18 protein-coding genes are annotated in these 17,732 nt (G+C 66.9%); 13 read left to right on the plus strand and 5 right to left on the minus strand.

Annotated features, from left to right (window positions below):
* Window positions 1-351: RidA family protein (locus N5E02_RS11275; protein ID WP_279946269.1), on the minus strand; the 351-nt coding region annotated here is incomplete at its 3' end.
* Window positions 352-459: 108 nt separating this feature from the next.
* Between N5E02_RS11275 and N5E02_RS11280 the strand changes: the two genes are divergently transcribed.
* Window positions 460-1,353 carry a LysR family transcriptional regulator gene (locus N5E02_RS11280; RefSeq protein WP_279946270.1) on the plus strand — a complete coding sequence of 298 codons (894 nt, stop codon included), beginning with the start codon at window positions 460-462 and terminating at the stop codon, window positions 1,351-1,353.
* A gap of 143 nt (window positions 1,354-1,496) precedes the next feature.
* Entirely contained in the window at window positions 1,497-2,006 is a 510-nt protein-coding gene (gene dnaQ / locus N5E02_RS11285; protein ID WP_065177821.1) for a DNA polymerase III subunit epsilon, read from the plus strand.
* Window positions 2,007-2,019: 13 nt separating this feature from the next.
* On the opposite strand, the gene N5E02_RS11290 is transcribed toward dnaQ, so the two are convergent.
* Window positions 2,020-3,234, minus strand: a complete 1,215-nt coding sequence (locus N5E02_RS11290) for a glycosyltransferase (protein ID WP_005420352.1) — start codon at window positions 3,232-3,234, stop codon at window positions 2,020-2,022.
* A 280-nt stretch (window positions 3,235-3,514) separates the two neighbouring features.
* Here N5E02_RS11290 and rpmB point away from each other — a divergent pair, with 280 nt between their 5' ends.
* From rpmB to uvrD, 6 genes are all read left to right on the plus strand, one after another.
* Window positions 3,515-3,751, plus strand: coding sequence for a 50S ribosomal protein L28 (gene rpmB / locus N5E02_RS11295; protein WP_005411638.1), 237 nt, complete (start codon window positions 3,515-3,517; stop codon window positions 3,749-3,751).
* Between the two features lie 10 nt (window positions 3,752-3,761).
* Window positions 3,762-3,929 (plus strand): 50S ribosomal protein L33, encoded by a 168-nt coding sequence (gene rpmG, locus N5E02_RS11300; protein ID WP_169411268.1) that lies wholly within the window; start codon window positions 3,762-3,764, stop codon window positions 3,927-3,929.
* Between the two features lie 506 nt (window positions 3,930-4,435).
* Window positions 4,436-4,684: a hypothetical protein gene (locus tag N5E02_RS11305; protein ID WP_263176410.1), complete on the plus strand. Its 249-nt coding sequence runs from the start codon at window positions 4,436-4,438 to the stop codon at window positions 4,682-4,684.
* Window positions 4,685-4,802: 118 nt separating this feature from the next.
* Window positions 4,803-6,221, plus strand: a complete 1,419-nt coding sequence (gene cls, locus N5E02_RS11310) for a cardiolipin synthase (RefSeq protein ID WP_065177824.1) — start codon at window positions 4,803-4,805, stop codon at window positions 6,219-6,221.
* A gap of 45 nt (window positions 6,222-6,266) precedes the next feature.
* On the plus strand, window positions 6,267-7,688 hold the full coding sequence (locus N5E02_RS11315; RefSeq protein ID WP_065177825.1) for an FAD/NAD(P)-binding protein: 1,422 nt from the start codon (window positions 6,267-6,269) through the stop codon (window positions 7,686-7,688).
* 9 nt (window positions 7,689-7,697) lie between these two features.
* A complete protein-coding gene (uvrD, locus tag N5E02_RS11320; RefSeq protein WP_065185914.1) occupies window positions 7,698-9,890 on the plus strand; it encodes a DNA helicase II in 2,193 nt (730 codons plus the stop codon).
* A 179-nt stretch (window positions 9,891-10,069) separates the two neighbouring features.
* Here uvrD and N5E02_RS11325 read toward each other — a convergent pair whose 3' ends face one another.
* Window positions 10,070-10,780, minus strand: coding sequence for a hypothetical protein (locus N5E02_RS11325; protein WP_253901046.1), 711 nt, complete (start codon window positions 10,778-10,780; stop codon window positions 10,070-10,072).
* Between the two features lie 138 nt (window positions 10,781-10,918).
* Between N5E02_RS11325 and N5E02_RS11330 the strand changes: the two genes are divergently transcribed.
* The 3 genes from N5E02_RS11330 (at window position 10,919) to N5E02_RS11340 (ending at window position 12,610) form a co-directional block, all read left to right on the plus strand.
* Complete coding sequence (locus N5E02_RS11330) at window positions 10,919-11,239, plus strand: low molecular weight protein tyrosine phosphatase family protein (protein ID WP_171956225.1); 321 nt, start codon at window positions 10,919-10,921, stop codon at window positions 11,237-11,239.
* 178 nt (window positions 11,240-11,417) lie between these two features.
* Window positions 11,418-11,972 (plus strand): hypothetical protein, encoded by a 555-nt coding sequence (locus N5E02_RS11335; protein ID WP_053498326.1) that lies wholly within the window; start codon window positions 11,418-11,420, stop codon window positions 11,970-11,972.
* A 191-nt stretch (window positions 11,973-12,163) separates the two neighbouring features.
* A complete protein-coding gene (locus tag N5E02_RS11340) occupies window positions 12,164-12,610 on the plus strand; it encodes a universal stress protein (RefSeq protein ID WP_005420335.1) in 447 nt (148 codons plus the stop codon).
* A 171-nt stretch (window positions 12,611-12,781) separates the two neighbouring features.
* Here N5E02_RS11340 and N5E02_RS11345 read toward each other — a convergent pair whose 3' ends face one another.
* Window positions 12,782-13,066, minus strand: coding sequence for a DUF2782 domain-containing protein (locus N5E02_RS11345; protein ID WP_005420332.1), 285 nt, complete (start codon window positions 13,064-13,066; stop codon window positions 12,782-12,784).
* Window positions 13,067-13,164: 98 nt separating this feature from the next.
* Between N5E02_RS11345 and polA the strand changes: the two genes are divergently transcribed.
* Together polA and N5E02_RS11355 are read left to right on the plus strand one after the other, a co-directional pair.
* Entirely contained in the window at window positions 13,165-15,939 is a 2,775-nt protein-coding gene (polA, locus tag N5E02_RS11350; RefSeq protein WP_279946271.1) for a DNA polymerase I, read from the plus strand.
* Between the two features lie 366 nt (window positions 15,940-16,305).
* On the plus strand, window positions 16,306-16,785 hold the full coding sequence (locus tag N5E02_RS11355) for a YetF domain-containing protein (RefSeq protein ID WP_279946272.1): 480 nt from the start codon (window positions 16,306-16,308) through the stop codon (window positions 16,783-16,785).
* 36 nt (window positions 16,786-16,821) lie between these two features.
* Here the strand turns inward: N5E02_RS11355 and hemF are convergent, their stop codons facing one another.
* Entirely contained in the window at window positions 16,822-17,718 is an 897-nt protein-coding gene (gene hemF / locus N5E02_RS11360) for an oxygen-dependent coproporphyrinogen oxidase (protein WP_069138869.1), read from the minus strand.
* Window positions 17,719-17,732 lie beyond the last annotated feature (14 nt).

Below are 17,732 nucleotides of genomic sequence, written 5' to 3' on the forward strand. Positions count from 1 at the left end.
CCCATACAGCCAGGTCACACCGATACCGGTCAGGGTCGGGTGCGGCGCCTCGCCCCAGTACTCGGGCACGATCGCCCAGGCCTTTTCGAAGTTCTTCTCCGGGTCGACCAGGAACACGGTCACGTCGATCACGTCATCGAACGTGCAGCCTGCGGCAGCCAACACCGCATTGAGATTCTCGAAGGCGCGGCGCACCTGCGCCTCGAAATCCGGCTCGGGCGAGCCGTCTTCGCGGCTGCCGACCTGGCCGGAGACGAACAGGAAGCCATTGGATCGGATCGCCGGCGAGTAGCGGTTGCGCTCGTACAGGGCCTGGCGGCCGGTGGGGAAAACGACATCACGCTGTGACATGGGAAGGAATCCGTGGGAGAGAACGCCATCCTCCGCGCCAGTGCTGTCTGGATAAACCGCGATGATCAGCCTAGATTGATTGCCAATCCCAAACAATCATGGCCCGCCATGGACCGTTTCGAGGCGATGCGGGCCTTTGCCCGGGTTGTGGAAACCGGCAGCTTCACCCGCGCCGCGCAGACCCTGCAGATCAGCCGCACCACGGTCACCCAGCTGGTGCAGCAGCTGGAGGCACACCTGCGGCTGCGCCTGCTCAACCGCACCACGCGCCGGGTCAGCGTCACCGCCGACGGTGCGGCCTACTACCCGCGCATCGCCCGCCTGCTGGCCGAGCTGGAAGAGGTGGAGGGCGGGCTGGGTGCCGCAGCCAGCCAGCCGCGCGGCCGCCTGCGGGTGGATGTGCCCGGACCCTACGCGCGGTTGCGGCTGGTGCCGGCACTGCCGGATTTCCAGGCGCGCTACCCGGAGATCCAGCTGGACATCGGCGTCAGCGACCGCGAGGTTGACGTCATCGCCGACAACGTCGACTGCGTGATCCGCGGCGGCACCCCGGCCGACCCGGCGCTGGTGGCGCGGCCGCTGGCGGCGCTGCCGATCGGTTTCCACGCCAGCCCCGGCTATGTGCAGCGTTTCGGCTTGCCGACCGATCCGCGCGCGCTGGAAGGGCCGGACCACCACACGGTCGGCTTCCTCAGCCCGCGCAGTGGCCGGGCGAGAGTATTCAGCGCACAGCGCGGCGATGAGCGCGTAGAAGTGCAGGGCCGCTACACGGTCGGTTTCGACGACGGCAACGCCTATCTGGCGGCGGCGCTGGCGGGGCTGGGCGTGGTCGCGCTGCCCAGCTACATGGCCGCGCCGCACGTGGCGCGCGGCGAATTGCTGCCGCTGCTGCAGGACTGGCGGCTTCCACCCATGCCGATGCATGTGATGTTCCCGCCGAACCGGCACATGAGCCAGCGGCTGCGGGTGTTCATCGATTGGGTGGTGGAAGCGTTGGGGTGATGCACACGCACCTGTAGAGCCGAGCCCACGCTCGGCTGCTTCTGGCATCACCAAGCCCGCGCTACGCGCGCCAGCCGAGCGTGGGCCCGGCTCTACCGGCATGCGAAAATCACCACAGCACGTAACAGGAAACATCGCCACGCATGAGTCGCATCGTCGCACTGGATACCGAAACCACCGGCATCTCCCACCGCCTGGGGCACCGGGTGATCGAAATCGGTGCCGTCGAACTGATCGACGGCCAGCTCAGCGGCCGCCAGTTCCACACCTACCTGCAGCCGCAGCGCAAGGTGGACTGGGGCGCACAGCGCGTGCATGGCATCAGCGATGCGATGCTGGTGGGCAAGCCGCTGTTCTCCAGCAAGGCCGCCGAACTGCTGGACTTCCTGCGCGGCAGCGAGATGGTCGCGCACAACGCCACCTTCGACGTGGGTTTCCTGGACAACGAGCTGCGCCTGGCCGGCATTCCCGGCACGCTGGCCCAGCACTGCCGCATCACCTGCAGCCTGAAGCTGGCGCGCGGGCGCTGGCCCGGCCAGGGCAACAAGTTGGACGATGTGCTGCAGCGCCTGCGCATCCCCGGCAACCGGGGCCTGCACGGTGCGCTCAAGGATGCCCATCTGCTGGCCCAGGTGATTCCGCACCTGCGCTGAGGCTTGCCCGCTGTTACATCGGCCGTAACCAGCGCTCGATCATCGCCACGCCACAGGCCACCCCGTCTTCATCGCTCATCGCCACGCCCAGGGCCGCCGCGCGCGCGCGTACTGCGTCGGCTTCTGCGAAGGTGATGGCTGCTGCCAGCGTTGCTGCATCCAGTCGCTTCGGTGACAACGGTGCCGGTGCCACGCCCAACCGACACAGGCGATCGGCCCAGAAGAACTGATCCGCAGCGAACGGCATCACCAGCGAGGGAATGCCGGCCCGGCAGGCCGAATGCGTGGTGCCGCTGCCACCGTGGTGGATGGCGAGTGCGCAACGCGGGAACAGCGCTTCGTGTGGGGTCGGCCCCAGTACGAAGACCGAATCGGGCAAGCGCATCGCAGGCAGTCCCACCCAGCCAGGAAACAGCAGTACCCGGCGTGGCGCCAGCGCCTGCAGCAAGGCCGGCAGCACGCGTTCGCGATCAAAACCGGTCATGCTGCCGAAGCCAAGGTAGACCGGCGGCGGGCCGGCATCAAGGAAGGCCCGCAGATCGGCCGGGGGCGCCCAGGGCGCATCAGGAAGCCGCCATTGGCCACAGACGATGTGGTCGGCCGGCCAGTCCGCCGGTGGCGGCAGCAGCTGCGGTGAGATGCCATAGAGCATCGGCAGGCCGGACCACAGCGCGCGGCGCGGCGATTGCCCCAACTGCTGGCGTGCCGCGTTGATCGGCCGGCGGAACTGGCGCCAGATCAGGCCGTTGACCCACCCGTAGCTGGCCCGGTTCAACCAGCCCGGCGAGCGTCCGGGCGGCAGGAACGGGGAGCGGAAGGCGCGCGTCGGGGTCAGCGGAATCATGCCGCTGCCGATGACGGGAATCCTGCGGCGTTCGCCCACGCTCATGCCGACGAAGGCCGCCAGGCCACCGGTCAGAATCGCATCGCAGCCTTCGGCGGCGGCATCGGCCTGGCGCATCCAGCCGCTGACATGCTGCAGCGCCATCCGTGCCAGGCCGGTACTGGCGGCGGCAACGCCGTTGCCACGCGAGACCAGTGCGACCACGTCGTCATGGATGTCACCTTCAAGGGCCGCGTGGGGCACATCCAGTGCCTGCGCGCTGCCCAGGGTGCCGCCATCGGCCAGCAGTGTCACCGCGTGGCCTGCGCCGATCAGCCCATGGCAGAGCATGGCCAGGGGACGTGTGTCGCCTTCGGTTCCGTAGGTCAGGGCCAGCAGCCGCATGGCAAGCTCCGCAGTGGTCCGGGCCAGTATGCCGGTTGGCGGAGTGCCCCCGGTCCTGCCGGTCAGTCCCCGCCTGTGGGTAACTTGCGCAAGTGCTTGAACCGGTGCATAATGCGCGGCTCGCTGTGTCCGGTTTTCTACCGGGCGGCGTCCCCGGGAGCACGTCCCCGGCCGCCCAACGCCAGCGTAACCCTTTGATTCTCTTGACGTGTGGTGGGCAACCATCGAGGCCGCCGTCTCCCGGGCTACGGGCTGACAACTACTACTATCGAGGTGCGCAATGTCCCGCGTATGCCAGGTTTCCGGCAAGCGAGTGCAGACGGGTAACAACGTCTCGCACGCCAACAACAAGACCCGTCGTCGTTTCCTGCCGAATCTGCACGAGCGCCGTTTCTGGGTGGCCAGCGAGAACCGCTGGGTCAAGCTTCGTGTTTCCGCGCATGCACTGCGCACCATCGACAAGAACGGCATTGATTCCGTTCTGGCTGAGCTGCGTGCGCGCGGCGAAAAGGTCTGAGGAGTAAAGCATCATGGCAGGCAAGCGCGATAAGGTCCGTATGATTTCCTCGGCCGGTACCGGCCACTTCTACACCACGGACAAGAACAAGAAGAACACCCCGGGGAAGATGGAATTCCTGAAGTACGATCCGGTCGTGCGCAAGCACGTCCTGTACAAGGAAGGCAAGATCAAGTAATCCGCACGGATTGCTGATCCCCGCGAAGAAACCCGCCTCTGTGGCGGGTTTTTTCATGTCTGGCATTCGGGTGGTGGGGACTTCCTGCATTGCCGTGGTGGGTGCCGACCGTTGGTCGGCACTGGGCAGTCCCTGCGCACGCTGTCGCCAATGGCACCATGCCTGGAGCGAAGGGCTGAATGCGATAAGTGATTGTTCCTACCGGTTCCGGCGCCTCGCACGGTTCAAATCGATTGGAACGACGGGCGTGGCCGTGCCCATGATGGTGAGCCGCTGCGGTTGCAGCGGTCGGGCTTGCAATCCCGTGAAGTCAATCAATCAGTAGACTCGCCCGCCGTCGCCGGAGATCCCTCCGGCGACGGTTGGTGACCTATCCGCCTCTATGGCGGACGGTGCGTGGGGGCCCTGTGCCCGCCGGTTCGTTTGCTGATTGATTGCTTCCCGGTATTGCAACCACGCATCGTCCGCCACCTTCACCGGTGGCCAGATCCGTTGAAGGAGGCTGCATGAACACCCCATCACACCGGCAGGACCTGGAACTGGGCTGGCTGCGCCTGCAGCGCATGCTGGAAGGCATCGAGGGCATGGCGCTGCTGCTGTGCGACCACCACCTGGCACTGGCCAACGGCGCACCGCCGACGCTGCCGGAGGCGCAGCTGGAGCGGGCGGCGCAGGCCATTGCCTGCATGGCGCTCAACGGCCGCCGCCACGCCGAATCGGTTCGCCAGCTGAGTGAGGTGCCGGTGCGGCATTGAAGCCCGCCCTCCCTTGTAGAGCCGAGCCCGTGCCCGGCTGCGCTGAGGCAGTCGAGCAAGCTCGACTCTACACACCCTGCTGGGCAGAATGGCCCATCACCTCCCGACGGGCGACACGATGCTGTTCGAGTGGTTGCTGGGTTCGTACCTGCTGCTGATCGACTGGCTGATCCGGCTGGTCGCGCTGTGCTGGATTCCCACCCGCACCACGCCGGGGGCGGCGCGCAGCTGGCTGCTGCTGGTCGGCTTCGTGCCGCTGCTGGGCCTGCCGCTGTACCTGCTGTTCGGCCACCCATGGCTGTCGCGCGAGCGCATCCGCCGCCAGGCCGAGGCCTCGCAGGTCATCCGCGAGGAACAGGCGCTGCAGCATCGCCTGCGCTGGACACCGCAGCCGGACACCGCCAGCGCCGAGATCGTGCCGCTGGTGCAGCGCCAGGGCGACTTCATGCCGGTGCACGGCAACGCGGTCGACCTGCTGACCGACTACGACGAATCGCTGCACACGCTGATCACCGACATCGACCAGGCCGAAGACCGCGTGCACCTGTTGTACTACCTGATGTTCGATGACGCGGTGGGCGAGGCGATCGTCGAGGCCCTGCAGCGAGCGGCTGCACGCGGCGTGCAGTGCCGTGTGCTGCTCGACGCGGTGGGCGCCAAGCGTGGCCTGCGCGCCTATCGCAAGCGCCTGCAGGCGCGCGACATCGAGGTACGCGCGATGCTGCCCGGTGGCCTGCGCTGGCGCCGCAGCGGGCGCATGGATCTGCGCAACCATCGCAAGATCGCGGTGATCGACAACGAAGTGGCCTATGTCGGTTCGCAGAACCTGGCCGGCCCGCAGTTCGTGCCCGGCCACCCGAACCGCGAGCTGGTGGCGCGCGTGCGTGGCCCGGCAGTGGCGCACCTGGAAGCAGTGTTCGCCAGCGACTGGTACATGGAAACCGGCCAGCGCCTGGACGTGATCGCCGATGTGCCCGAGTGCAGCGACGACATCGCCACCCAGCTGCTGCCAAGCGGCCCGGCCTATCCGTACAGCAATGCGCGCGATGCGGTGGCGGCGCTGATCCACCTGGCACGGCGACGGCTGGTGATGGTCACGCCATATTTCGTGCCTGACGAAGCTACGCTCAGCGCGTTGCGCATTGCGGCCTTGTCCGGTGTGCAGGTGCAGCTGATCCTCTCGGCCAGCAACAACCAGCGGCTGACCTCGTGGGCGCAGGAGGCGTACTACGACGAGCTGCTGCGCTGTGGCGTGCGCATCGCGCTGTACGAGCCGCAGTTCCTGCACGCCAAGCACATGAGCGTGGACGAGGACATCGCCGTGCTCGGCTCGATCAACATGGACATCCGCTCATTCGCGCTGAATGCCGAGATCGGCCTGGTCTGCTACGACCGCGCGCTGGTGCAGCAGCTGTGTGCGATCGAGGATGGCTACCTGCGCGAGTCGCGGCAGCTGGACCTGCAGCAGTGGCGCAGCCGCCCCACGTGGCGGCGCAGCCGCGAAGGCATCGCACGGCTGGCCGATGCGTTGATGTGAGGCGGCGGCAATCGCCCGCTTCGGCAACCCGGCCCGTCATCGCCGATGGCCTACAATCGGCGCATGACTGATTCACCGCGTAATGGCGAACTGGACCTGGCAATCATCGGTGGTGGTGCGGCCGGGGTGCTGGTGGCGATCCAGGTACTGCGCCAAGCCAAGGCGCCACTGGCGTTGGCCATTCTCGAACCGGCTTCGCAGCTGGCCCAGGGCATCGCCTATGCCACGCCGTGGCCGGAGCACCTGCTGAACGTGCCGGCGGCGAAGATGAGTGCGTTTGCCGACCAGCCCGGCGATTTCCTCGACTACCTGATGGCCGCCAACGCCTACCCGGGCGAGGCGCGCGAGGTGCTGGGCGAGCGTTACGTATGCCGCCACTACTTTGCGGCCTACCTGCAGCAGCGCCTGCAGGAGGCCGCTGCGGCCAGCCCGGCGCAGCTGCAGGTGATCGCGCAGCCGGTGCTGGGCCTGCAGCCGGATGACCATGGCTACCGGCTGACACTTGGCGATGCCCAGGCGCTGCACGCCGTGCAGGCGGTGCTCGCCACCGGCAACAGCATGCGGCCGCTGCCGGTGGCCGGTGCCGAGGCACTGCCCGCCGATGATGTGATCGAGGCCTGGGACTACGACGGCGTGCGTACCCTGGCCGGTGAGCAGGCCGTGGCTATCGTCGGCTCCGGCCTGAGCATGGCCGACACCGTGCTGGCGCTGGTCGCCGCCGGCCACACCGGCCCGCTGCACGTGATCTCGCGCCATGGCCTGCTGCCGCTACCGCATGCGCATGGCGGCCTGCCCACGTTCGACCCAGCCACGCTGCTGCAGATGAACCTGCGCCAGCGCCTGCGCGCGTTGCGCGGGTTCGCTCGCCAGGCGCAGGCCGACGGGCTGCCGTGGCAGGGCGTGATGGACCGCATCCGTCCGCATGGACAGGCGCTGTGGTGCAGCCTCGACGCGGCCGACCAGCGCCGCTTCCTGCGTCATGTGGTGCGCTACTGGGACGTGCATCGCCACCGCATCGCCGAAGAGGTCGACGCACAGCTGCAGGCGCTGATCGAAAGCGGCCAACTGCGCATTCACCGGTCCCGCCTGCAACGCGTCCGCCGCGAAGGCGATGCCCTGCGGCTGTCGGGTCGCGATGCCAACGGCAATGAACAGCACTGGACGATCAGCGGCGTTGTCAACGCCACCGGCGTGGAAACCCGCGCCAGTGCGCTGCGCAATCCGTTGCTGCAGCAGCTGCAGGCCGAGGGCCTGGCCCGCCCCGGGCCGCATGGGCTGGGCCTGGACAGCACGGTGCCGGGCGACCGCCTGCGCAGCGCCAGTGGCCAGCCGCAGGCACGGCTGGGCGTGCTCGGCAGCCTGCGCATCGGCAGCCTGTGGGAAAGCCTGGCGGTGCCTGAACTGCGTCAGCAGGCGCAGGCACTGGCCACCCAGGTGGTCGCAGGAGCCGCGACGGCGATGCCGTAAAATGGAGGCATGGATGTCTCCCACCTGCTTGATGGCCTGAACCCGGCCCAGCGCGAAGCCGTCTCCGCTCCCCCCGGTCACCACCTGGTGCTGGCCGGTGCCGGTTCCGGCAAGACCCGCGTACTCACCCACCGCATCGCCTGGCTGCATGAAGTCGACGGCGTGCCGACCCACGGCATTTTCGCGGTGACCTTCACCAACAAGGCGGCCGGCGAGATGCGCCACCGCATCGATGCACAGTTGCCCCATGGCAGCCGTGGCATGTGGATCGGTACCTTCCACGGCCTGGCCAACCGCCTGCTGCGCCTGCACTGGCAGGACGCGAAGCTGCCCGAAGGCTTCCAGGTGATGGATTCGGACGACCAGCTGCGGCTGGTCAAGCGCGTGGTGCAGGCGCTGGAGCTGGACGACGGCAAGTACCCGCCCAAGCAGATCGCGTGGTGGATCAACGCGCAGAAGGACGAGGGCCGCCGCCCGCAGCACATCCAGCCCGAACCGCACGACGCGTGGCTGGAAACCATGCGCCAGGCCTACATCGAATACCAGGCGCGCTGCGACCGCGCCGGCCTGGTCGACTTCGCCGAGCTGCTGCTGCGCGCGCATGAACTGCTGCGCGACAACCCGGCCCTGCTGGCGCATTACCGCGCCCGCTTCCGCGAAATCCTGGTGGACGAGTTCCAGGACACCAACGCCATCCAGTACGCCTTCGTGCGCGTGCTGGCCGGCGATTCCGGCCACGTGTTCGTGGTCGGCGACGATGACCAGGCCATCTACGGCTGGCGCGGTGCCAAGGTCGAGAACGTGCAGGGCTTCCTGCGCGACTTCCCGGGTGCGCAGACCATCCGCCTGGAGCAGAACTACCGCTCCACCGCCAACATCCTCGGCGCCGCCAACGCGGTGATCGCGCACAACCCGGATCGCATCGGCAAGCAGCTGTGGACCGACAGCGGCGACGGCGAGCCGATCGACCTGTATGCGGCGTACAACGAGATGGACGAGGCGCGCTACATCGTCGAGCGCGCCCGCCAGTGGGTGCGCGACGGTGGCAGTTACACCGAAGTGGCCGTGCTCTATCGCAGCAACGCGCAGTCGCGCGCGCTGGAAGAAGCGCTGCTGAGCGAGCAGGTGCCGTACCGCGTGTATGGCGGCATGCGCTTCTTCGAGCGTGCCGAAATCAAGGACGCGCTGGCCTACCTGCGCCTGCTGTCCAACCGCAATGATGACGCCGCTTTCGAGCGCGCGGTCAACACGCCCACCCGGGGCATCGGCGACCGCACGCTGGACGAAGTGCGCCGCGAGGCGCGCGCGCAGGGCATTTCGTTGTGGGAAGCGACGATGCTGGTCACCCAGGGCAGCGCGCTGGCCGCACGTGCGCGCAATGCACTGGCCGGCTTCCTGGGGCTGGTCAACGAGCTGCAGGCCCAGACCGTGCACATGACCCTGGCCGAGCGCGTGGACCACGTGCTGGCCCGCTCGCAGCTGCGCGAGCACTGGAGCAAGGAAAGCCGCAATTCGCTGGATTCGGAATCGCGTACCGACAACCTCGACGAACTGGTCTCGGTGGCGTCGCGCTTCGTGCGCCGCGCCGACGACATCGAGGAAGTGGGCGAGGACATGGACGAGCTGGTCGCGTTCCTGGCCTATGCCGCGCTGGAGGCCGGTGAAGGCCAGGCGCAGGCGGGCGAGGACGGCGTGCAGCTGATGACCCTGCACTCGGCCAAGGGCCTGGAATTCCCGCTGGTGTTCCTGGCAGGCATGGAAGACGGCCTGTTCCCGAGTGCACGTTCGCTGGAGGAAAGCGGGCGGCTGGAGGAAGAGCGTCGGCTGGCCTACGTCGGCATCACCCGCGCGCGCCAGAAGCTGGTGCTGAGCTACGCCGAATCTCGCCGCATCCATGGCCAGGACAACTACAGCCTGCCGTCGCGCTTCCTGCGCGAGATTCCGCGCGAGCTGCTGCACGAAGTGCGCCCGAAGGTGCAGGTCTCGCGACCGGCCTCGATGGGCGCCAGCCGGGTGATGGGCCATGCCTCGATCGAGGCACCGCCGGTCAAGCTTGGCGCACTGGTCACCCATCCCAAGTTCGGCGAAGGCATGGTGACCGACTACGAAGGCAACGGCGCCCACGCCCGCGTGCAGGTCGAGTTTGCCGACGCGGGGAGCAAGTGGCTGGTGATGGCCTACGCCAACCTGACGGTGATCTGATCACCGTCGGGGGGGCAGGAATTCCTGTAGAGCCGAGCCCATGCTCGGCTGCCTCTGGCGGGAAAGAGTAGCCGAGCATGGCTATGCCGGTCGTCCTGACCGGCACCCTTCGGGCCGTCGCAAGCGACGTTGGCAGCGGCTCCTGCCGCTACCTTCGGCTCTACAACAGCGGTCGGCTATCAGCCGATGGTGAATGTCTCCACGGCTGCCACCAACCCGGCGCGGTCCATTGCTTCTTCATCCTGGCGGTTGCGGATCAATACGTAGTGGCCCTCCTCCGGCGACAACACCTCGATCACCTCATTGCGATAGTTGGTGATCTCGATGAAGCCGCTGCTCACTCCGTTGAGGTTGTCGATCTCGGCCATTAACGTCTCCAGGCTCACGATGGCGCCGTCCTTGTCCGTTCCGCCGCCAGTGCGGGGATTGTCGAAGTACACGCTTATCTTCGGCTGCCTGGTCCTATGCCAGTTGTTGACGTCAACGATGTGATGTGTGGACCACCTGAAATCCTCTGCTGATTCGTTGCCGTTGAACTCACACCGGAAGATCGGCAGGCATAGGAACAGCCCCGTGCGCTTCTCGATCCGATTCAGAAGCCCGTGATAGGTGCTGGGAACCGCCATCGCATGAGTGAACCCATAGGCGTTGGACGGAATCTCGAAGATCGTTGGCCCATCATGTGAAAGATGGTGCGGTGCGTTCAGCACAACGCTGGTGGCGAATTCCGGATCATCGACATTCTTGGACGCGATCGCGAGGTCATGTCTCTTGGCATTCCTCACGCAGCAGTAGAGTACGTACGTCGCGACTACGTACTTGCTGAAGTAGCAGCCGTGGACTTCGGCCACCTCTCCGAACGACGTTAACAGGTCATCCTTGGTGATCATGGACATCTGGACGGTGGCAAAAGCACATGGTGGCCCCTTGAACGGTCATCCGACCATGCAATTTGTCTGAAAGCAGCCTGTTGGTGTCAGAGCCCTTTTCCGTTGGAAAAGGGATTCGACCCCGATTAGGCTGCGCTCATGACCCGCAACGTGCTCTTCCTCTGCAGCCAGAACCGCCTGCGCAGCCCGACGGCCGAGCAGGTATTCGCCGATTGGCCGGGCATCGAGACCGCCTCGGCCGGGCTGCTGGCCGACGCCGAGGAAGTGCTCGGCCCCGAGCTGCTGCAGTGGGCCGACCTGGTGTTCGTGATGGAGAAGGCGCACCGCAACCGGCTGTCCAGCCGCTACAAGCCGTGGCTGAAGGAGAAGCGAGTGATCTGCCTGGATATCCCGGATGACTACGAGTACATGGTGCTGGTGGAGCTGCTCAAGCGCAAGGTGACCCCGTTCCTGCGCTGACGGGCTGTTGTAGAGCCGAGCCCATGCTCGGCTGCTTCTGGCGGGAAAAGCAGCCGAGCATGGGCTATGCCGGTCGTCCTGACCGGCACCCTTCGGGCCGTCGCAAGCGACGTTGGCAGCGGCTCCTGCCGCTACCTTCGGCTCTACAATAGGCGGCACTTCTTCCAGGAACGCCCCCATGACCGAACCCGCGCTGCACGTCACCGTGACCTTGAATGCCCGGCTGCAGCCCGAACATCGCCACGAGCTGTTCGAAGATCCGCTCGATGCGCTGCTGCAGGCGGCCAATGTCGGCGAGATCACCGGTGGCGGCACCGCGATGTCCGACGACGGCGAGGTCGAATACGGCGATATCGAAGTGGCACTGGTCGACGTGGCCGGGGTGCCCAAGCTGATCGACCTGCTGGAGCAGCTGGGTGCGCCGAAGGGGTCGAAGATCCAGGGGGCAGGCGAAGCTGATCGCAGCTTCGGCGTGACCGAGGGCCTGGGCATCTACCTGGATGGCCTGAACCTGCCGGACGAGGTCTACGAACAGTGCGATTCCAACCACGTATTCGAGCAGCTGTCCGGGAACATCGATGGCCTGGGCGAGATCTGCAGTTGGTGGCAGGGCCCGACCGAAACCGCACTGTACATGTACGGCGAATCGTTCGAGGCGATGCGTGATGCGATTGCCGAATTCGTGTCCAGTTATCCGCTGTGCCAGAACGCACGCGTGGTGCAGATCGCCTGAGCGACATTGTTGTGGAGCCGAGCATGGGCTCGGCTCTACAGAAGGGGGCCGGCCGAGCGCGTCCCTCGGACCACGCGACGGTGCGCACGGGCCCCTGCACAGCGCCGGATTGATCCTGCTCAAGGCGCCGCCTCCACATCCGGTGTGCAATGGTGGCGTTCCCATCTGGCAGACCGCCACGGAGCCCCACCATGTACAAGCGCATCCTGATTGCCACCGACGGGTCCGAGCTGGCCGACAAGGGCCTGGCCAAGGGCCTGGAGCTGGCCAAGGACCTCAACGCCGAGGTCGATATCGTGACTGTCTCCGAGCCGTGGGCCGTCGGCATGTACGACGCCATGGGCTGGAGCGTGGGCTACATGAACAGCCCGGAATACAAGGCTGACCGCGAGGAAGGCGCGCAGAAGGTGCTGCAGCCGGCGCTGGCCAAGGCCGCCGAGCAGGGCATCACCGCCAACCCGGTGCACGTGCTGGACCGCTACGCGGCCGACGGCATCATCGAGACGGCGGCCGAGCGCAACAGCGACCTGATCGTGATGACTTCGCACGGCCGCCGTGGCGTGACCCGCGTGCTGCTGGGCAGCCAGACTGCCGAGGTGCTGGCACGCAGCACGCTGCCGGTACTGGTCATCCGCTGATCCATACCCGCAGATTCAAGCGTTCCCGGGGAGGGACCCGACGCCGGTGCGCAGGATGCGTGCCGGCGTTGTTTTTTTGTGGGGGGATCGGCGGCCGTGCCGATGGCTTCGAGGGGGTCAGAGCCCTTTCCTGTGGAAAGGGATCCGACCCCGGTCACAACCCCGGTCACCTCACCAGCTGTACAGCTTCCAGTAGACCGGCGAGACACCGTCCTTGTCGTTGTCCATGCGGCCGTCGCCGTTCTTGTCATACATGTAGAACGGGGCACCGCGCGACGGGGTCACCTTGACCATGCGCAGCTGGCCGGACACACGGTATTCCTCGATGGTGTCACCGTTGTCCATGGTGCGCCTGGACACATCCGCGCCCTTGACGTCCACCGGGGGAGCACCTGCGCCACCCATGCTGGCGCAGCCAGCGAGCAGGAGCAGGGAAGCCAGCATCAGGGTCTTCATCGGCGGGGGCCTTTGCCTGGAACGAGCCCTGATTATGCCCCATCGCGGTGTGCGCGCCGTGTCGCCGCGGTGCAGGCACGGGCGCGTAGAATCGGCGCATGAGCAGATTAGTCCTGATCGACGGGTCCAGTTACCTGTACCGCGCGTTCCACGCGCTGCCGCCCCTGTCCAATGCACAGGGTGAACCCACCGGCGCGCTGTTCGGCGTGGTCAACATGCTGCGTTCGACGCTGAAGGAGCGCCCGGCCTACGTCGCGTTCGTGGTCGATGCGCCCGGCAAGACCTTCCGTGATGACCTGTACGACCAGTACAAGGCCAACCGCCCGCCGATGCCCGATGAACTGCGCAGCCAGGTCGAGCCGATGTGCCGCATCGTCGAAGCGCTGGGCATCAGCATCCTGCGCATCCCCGGCGTGGAAGCCGACGATGTGATCGGCACGCTTGCGCTGCAGGGCCTGGCGCAGGACCTGAAGGTGACCATTTCCACCGGTGACAAGGACTTTGCCCAGCTGGTGCGGCCGGGCATCGAACTGGTCAACACCATGACCGGCAGCCGCATGGATTCCGACGCGGCGGTGATGGACAAGTTCGGCGTGCGCGCCGATCAGATCATCGACCTGCTGGCGCTGATGGGCGACGCGGTCGACAACGTGCCGGGCGTGGAGAAGTGCGGGCCGAAGACCGCTGCCAAGTGGCTGGCCGAGTACCAGCACCTGGACGGGGTGATGGCGGCCGCGCCGACCATGAAGGGCAAGATCGGCGAGAACCTGCGCGCTGCGCTGGAACGCCTGCCGCTGAACCGCGAATTGGTGACGATCCGCACCGATGTGGAACTGGAGGCCAGCCCGACCACGCTGGCGCTGCGCGAGCAGGATGTTCCGGTGCTGACCGAGCTGTATACGCGCTATGGTTTCACCCAGGCGCTGAAGGAGCTGGGCGCGCCTGTGCCGGCACCGGTGGCCGCCAGCGAGGCGACCCCGAGCCTGCGCGGCACTGCGGCCGGCTTCGCGCGTGGCAGCGTCGAGGCGCCCGCCGCCGGCACGCTGGATCCGGCACTGTCCGCGCCGGGTGAATACGAGACCGTGCTGACCAGCGGGCAGCTGCAGGCCTGGGTCGAGCGCCTGCAGCAGGCCGAGCTGATCAGCTTCGATACTGAAACCGATGCGCTGGACGCGATGCGCGCGCGCCTGGTCGGCGTCAGCCTGGCTGTCGAGCCGGGCAGGGCGGCCTACATTCCGGTCGGCCACGATTACCCGGGTGCGCCGGCCCAGCTGCCGATGCAGCAGGTGCTGGATGCGCTGCGGCCGGTGCTGCAGGACCCGGCGAAGAAGAAGCTGGGCCAGCACGGCAAGTACGACCTGCATGTGCTGCGCCGCCACGGCGTGGAGGTGCAGGGCTACCACGACGACACCATGCTCGAGAGCTTCGTGCTCAACTCCACCGCCACCCGCCACGACATGGATTCGCTGGCCCTGCGTTACCTGGGCTACACCACCCTCAAGTTCGAGGACGTGGCCGGCAAGGGCGCCAAGCAGATTCCGTTCTCGCAGGTGGGCATCGACGAAGCCAGCCGCTATGCGGCCGAGGACGCCGACATTACCCTGCGCCTCCATCGCGCGCTGCAGCCGCAGCTGCTGGCCGAGCCGGCGCTGGACAGCGTGTACCGCGACATCGAGATGCCGCTGGTGCCGGTGCTGACCAGCATTGAAGCCAACGGCGTGCGGATCGACACCGACGAACTGCGCCGGCAGAGCCAGGACCTGTCCTCGCGCATGCTGGCCGCGCAGCAGAAGGCCACCGAGCTGGCCGGCCGCAGCTTCAACCTGGATTCGCCCAAGCAGCTGCAGGCGGTGCTGTTCGACGAGCTGAAGCTGCCGGCGGTGGTGAAGACCCCGAAGGGCCAGCCCAGCACCAATGAAGAGGCACTGGAGGCAATTGCCGACCAGCACGAGCTGCCACGGGTGATCCTCGACTACCGCGGGTTGGCCAAGCTGCGCAGCACCTACACCGACAAGCTGCCGGAGATGGTCAACCCGGACACCGGCCGGGTGCATACCAGTTACCACCAGTCCGGTGCCGCCACCGGCCGCCTGTCCTCATCGGACCCGAACCTGCAGAACATCCCGATCCGCACCGAGGACGGCCGCCGCATCCGCCGCGCGTTCGTGGCGCCGGAGGGCTTCCAGCTGCTGGCCGCCGACTATTCGCAGATCGAGCTGCGGATCATGGCCCACCTGTCCGAGGATCCGGGCCTGGTGCGCGCCTTCGAGCAGGGCGCCGACGTGCACCGTGCCACCGCCGCCGAGGTGTTCGGGCGCACGCTGGAGGAGGTGACCCCGAACGAGCGCCGCGCCGCCAAGGCGATCAACTTCGGCCTGATGTACGGCATGAGCGCCTTCGGCCTGGCCCGCAATCTGGGCATCGACCGTGGCCAGGCACAGGACTACGTGGCGCTGTACTTCAGCCGCTATCCGGGCGTGCGCGACTTCATGGAGCGGATGCGCCAGCAGGCCCGTGACCAGGGCTACGTGGAAACCCTGTTCGGCCGCCGCCTGTACCTGAACGACATCCACGCCCGCAACCAGGGCCTGCGTGCCGGTGCCGAGCGCGCCGCGATCAACGCGCCGATGCAGGGCACCGCTGCCGACATCATCAAGCGTGCAATGGTGGATGTGGACCAGTGGCTGCGCGACAGCGGGGCACCAGCGCGGATGATCCTGCAGGTACACGATGAACTGGTCTTCGAAACCGAAAGCAGTTTCGTTGAAGACCTGCGTTTGCAGGTGGTGGAGCGCATGTCGCAAGCGGCCAAACTGCGAGTGCCGCTGGTGGTCGATACCGGCGTCGGCAGCAACTGGGATGAGGCGCACTGACGGAATTCAGGCCGAAAACGACGTGAATGTGTTCATGAGTCGGGGGTTTCTGACTCGACCATGAATGTTGCCCCGATTGAAATTCATTAAATGGGGCCCCTTCACGAACCGTTAGTGTTCGGAGTGCTTCTATAACTCCCGACAGGCGCAATGCCTGTTGTGGATCTCTCCCATCCCCTGGAGCAGATCTCGGAACGGGGACTCCTCCCCAAGTGCCCGTTCCCCGGCCCCGTTGACCTCCCCCTGGTCAGCGGGGCTTTTTATTTGCGCGTACGGAACACACTGGGGGTCAGATCCCTTTACCCGCCGGGCAAAGGGATCTGACCCCAGGTGCTAGGCTGGGCCACCGTTCCGCAGGGGAAGACCATGCCCGACCTGTTCGCCCTGGCCATGCCGTGGTGGGAATTCATCCTGCGCGCGGTGGTGGTGTATGTCGTGGTGCTGGGCATGGTCCGGCTGGGCGGCAAGCGGGCCCTGGGGCAGATCACGCCCTTCGACGTGCTGCTGATCGTGCTGCTGGGCAACGCGGTGCAGAACGCGCTGCTGGGCGCTGACACCTCGCTGGGCGGCGGCCTGCTGCTGGCGGCGACCCTGATCCTGCTGAACTACGGGGTGGGCTGGCTGACCACCCGGAACCGGCGGATGGAGCGGTTGATCGAAGGAGAACCCACCGTAATCGCGCGCGATGGTCGCCTGTTCGAGGCGGTACTTCGCCGCGAGCTGATCAGCCGCGCCGACTTCGATGCCGCGCTGCGCCAGCAGGACGGGCTGCAGATTGAAGACGTGCAGATTGCCCTGCTGGAGACCACCGGGCACATCACCATCATCGCGCGGAAGGGCAGCTGACCAGCGCCGAGCCCACGCCCCGCGCGACGGCACCCCTCAGAGCCAGTCGCGCGGCACCAGATAGTCTGCCAGGCGCGATTCGGGGCTGCCCGGTTCGGGCGAGAAGCCGTATTCCCAGCGCACCCGCGGTGGCAGGCTCATCAGGATGCTTTCGCTGCGGCCACCGCTCTGCAGCCCGAACAGGGTACCGCGGTCGTAGACCAGGTTGAATTCCACGTAGCGGCCGCGGCGGTACAGCTGGAACTCGCGTTCGCGCTCGCCGTAGAGGGCGTCCTTGCGCTGCTGCACGATCGGCAGGTACGCATCGAGGAAGCCATCGCCGACCGCACGCAGATAAGCGAAATCGCGCTCGAAGTCGCCGTGCAGGTCATCGAAGAACAGGCCGCCGACGCCGCGCGTTTCATTGCGGTGGCGCAGGAAGAAGTATTCGTCGCACCAGCGCTTGTGCGCGGCATAGCGTTCTTCGCCGAACGGCGTGCACAGGTCCCGTGCGACCCGGTGCCAATGCTGCACGTCCTCGTCGAACGGGTAGAACGGGGTCAGGTCGAAGCCGCCGCCGAACCAGCTGGCCACCACTTCGCCGTCGCGCTGCGCCTGGAAGAAGCGCACGTTGGCATGGGTGGTCGGCACGTACGGGTTGAGCGGGTGGAACACCAGCGACACGCCGGTGGCGCGCCAGGAGGCGCCCGCCAGTTCCGGGCGGTTGGCCGAGGCTGACGGTGGCAGGCGGCTGCCAGCCACGTCGGAGAAGCCGATGCCGGCCTGCTCGAACACCGCACCGTCGCGCAGCACGCGGGTACGCCCGCCACCGCCCTCGGCACGCTGCCACAGGTCTTCCTGGAAGCGGGCCCGGCCATCGACGGCCTCGATCGCCGCACAGATGCGGTCCTGCAGCTCGGTGAGGTAGGCGCGAACGCGCTCGAATTCGTTCATGGCGCGTACTTTAC

The organism is Stenotrophomonas sp. GD03777, assembly GCF_029842485.1.
Classification (GTDB): domain Bacteria; phylum Pseudomonadota; class Gammaproteobacteria; order Xanthomonadales; family Xanthomonadaceae; genus Stenotrophomonas; species Stenotrophomonas sepilia.

Bases quoted from the DNA above. Each gene is read 5' to 3' on its own strand.
- N5E02_RS11280 (WP_279946270.1), top strand. From the start codon at position 460: ATGGACCGTTTCGAGGCGATGCGGGCCTTTGCCCGGGTTGTGGAAACC.
- dnaQ (WP_065177821.1), top strand. From the start codon at position 1,497: ATGAGTCGCATCGTCGCACTGGATACCGAAACCACCGGCATCTCCCAC.
- N5E02_RS11290 (WP_005420352.1), bottom strand. From the start codon at position 3,234: ATGCGGCTGCTGGCCCTGACCTACGGAACCGAAGGCGACACACGTCCC.
- rpmB (WP_005411638.1), top strand. From the start codon at position 3,515: ATGTCCCGCGTATGCCAGGTTTCCGGCAAGCGAGTGCAGACGGGTAAC.
- N5E02_RS11305 (WP_263176410.1), top strand. From the start codon at position 4,436: ATGAACACCCCATCACACCGGCAGGACCTGGAACTGGGCTGGCTGCGC.
- cls (WP_065177824.1), top strand. From the start codon at position 4,803: ATGCTGTTCGAGTGGTTGCTGGGTTCGTACCTGCTGCTGATCGACTGG.
- N5E02_RS11315 (WP_065177825.1), top strand. From the start codon at position 6,267: ATGGCCTACAATCGGCGCATGACTGATTCACCGCGTAATGGCGAACTG.
- uvrD (WP_065185914.1), top strand. From the start codon at position 7,698: ATGGATGTCTCCCACCTGCTTGATGGCCTGAACCCGGCCCAGCGCGAA.
- N5E02_RS11325 (WP_253901046.1), bottom strand. From the start codon at position 10,780: ATGATCACCAAGGATGACCTGTTAACGTCGTTCGGAGAGGTGGCCGAA.
- N5E02_RS11330 (WP_171956225.1), top strand. From the start codon at position 10,919: ATGACCCGCAACGTGCTCTTCCTCTGCAGCCAGAACCGCCTGCGCAGC.
- N5E02_RS11335 (WP_053498326.1), top strand. From the start codon at position 11,418: ATGACCGAACCCGCGCTGCACGTCACCGTGACCTTGAATGCCCGGCTG.
- N5E02_RS11340 (WP_005420335.1), top strand. From the start codon at position 12,164: ATGTACAAGCGCATCCTGATTGCCACCGACGGGTCCGAGCTGGCCGAC.
- N5E02_RS11345 (WP_005420332.1), bottom strand. From the start codon at position 13,066: ATGAAGACCCTGATGCTGGCTTCCCTGCTCCTGCTCGCTGGCTGCGCC.
- polA (WP_279946271.1), top strand. From the start codon at position 13,165: ATGAGCAGATTAGTCCTGATCGACGGGTCCAGTTACCTGTACCGCGCG.
- N5E02_RS11355 (WP_279946272.1), top strand. From the start codon at position 16,306: ATGCCCGACCTGTTCGCCCTGGCCATGCCGTGGTGGGAATTCATCCTG.
- hemF (WP_069138869.1), bottom strand. From the start codon at position 17,718: ATGAACGAATTCGAGCGCGTTCGCGCCTACCTCACCGAGCTGCAGGAC.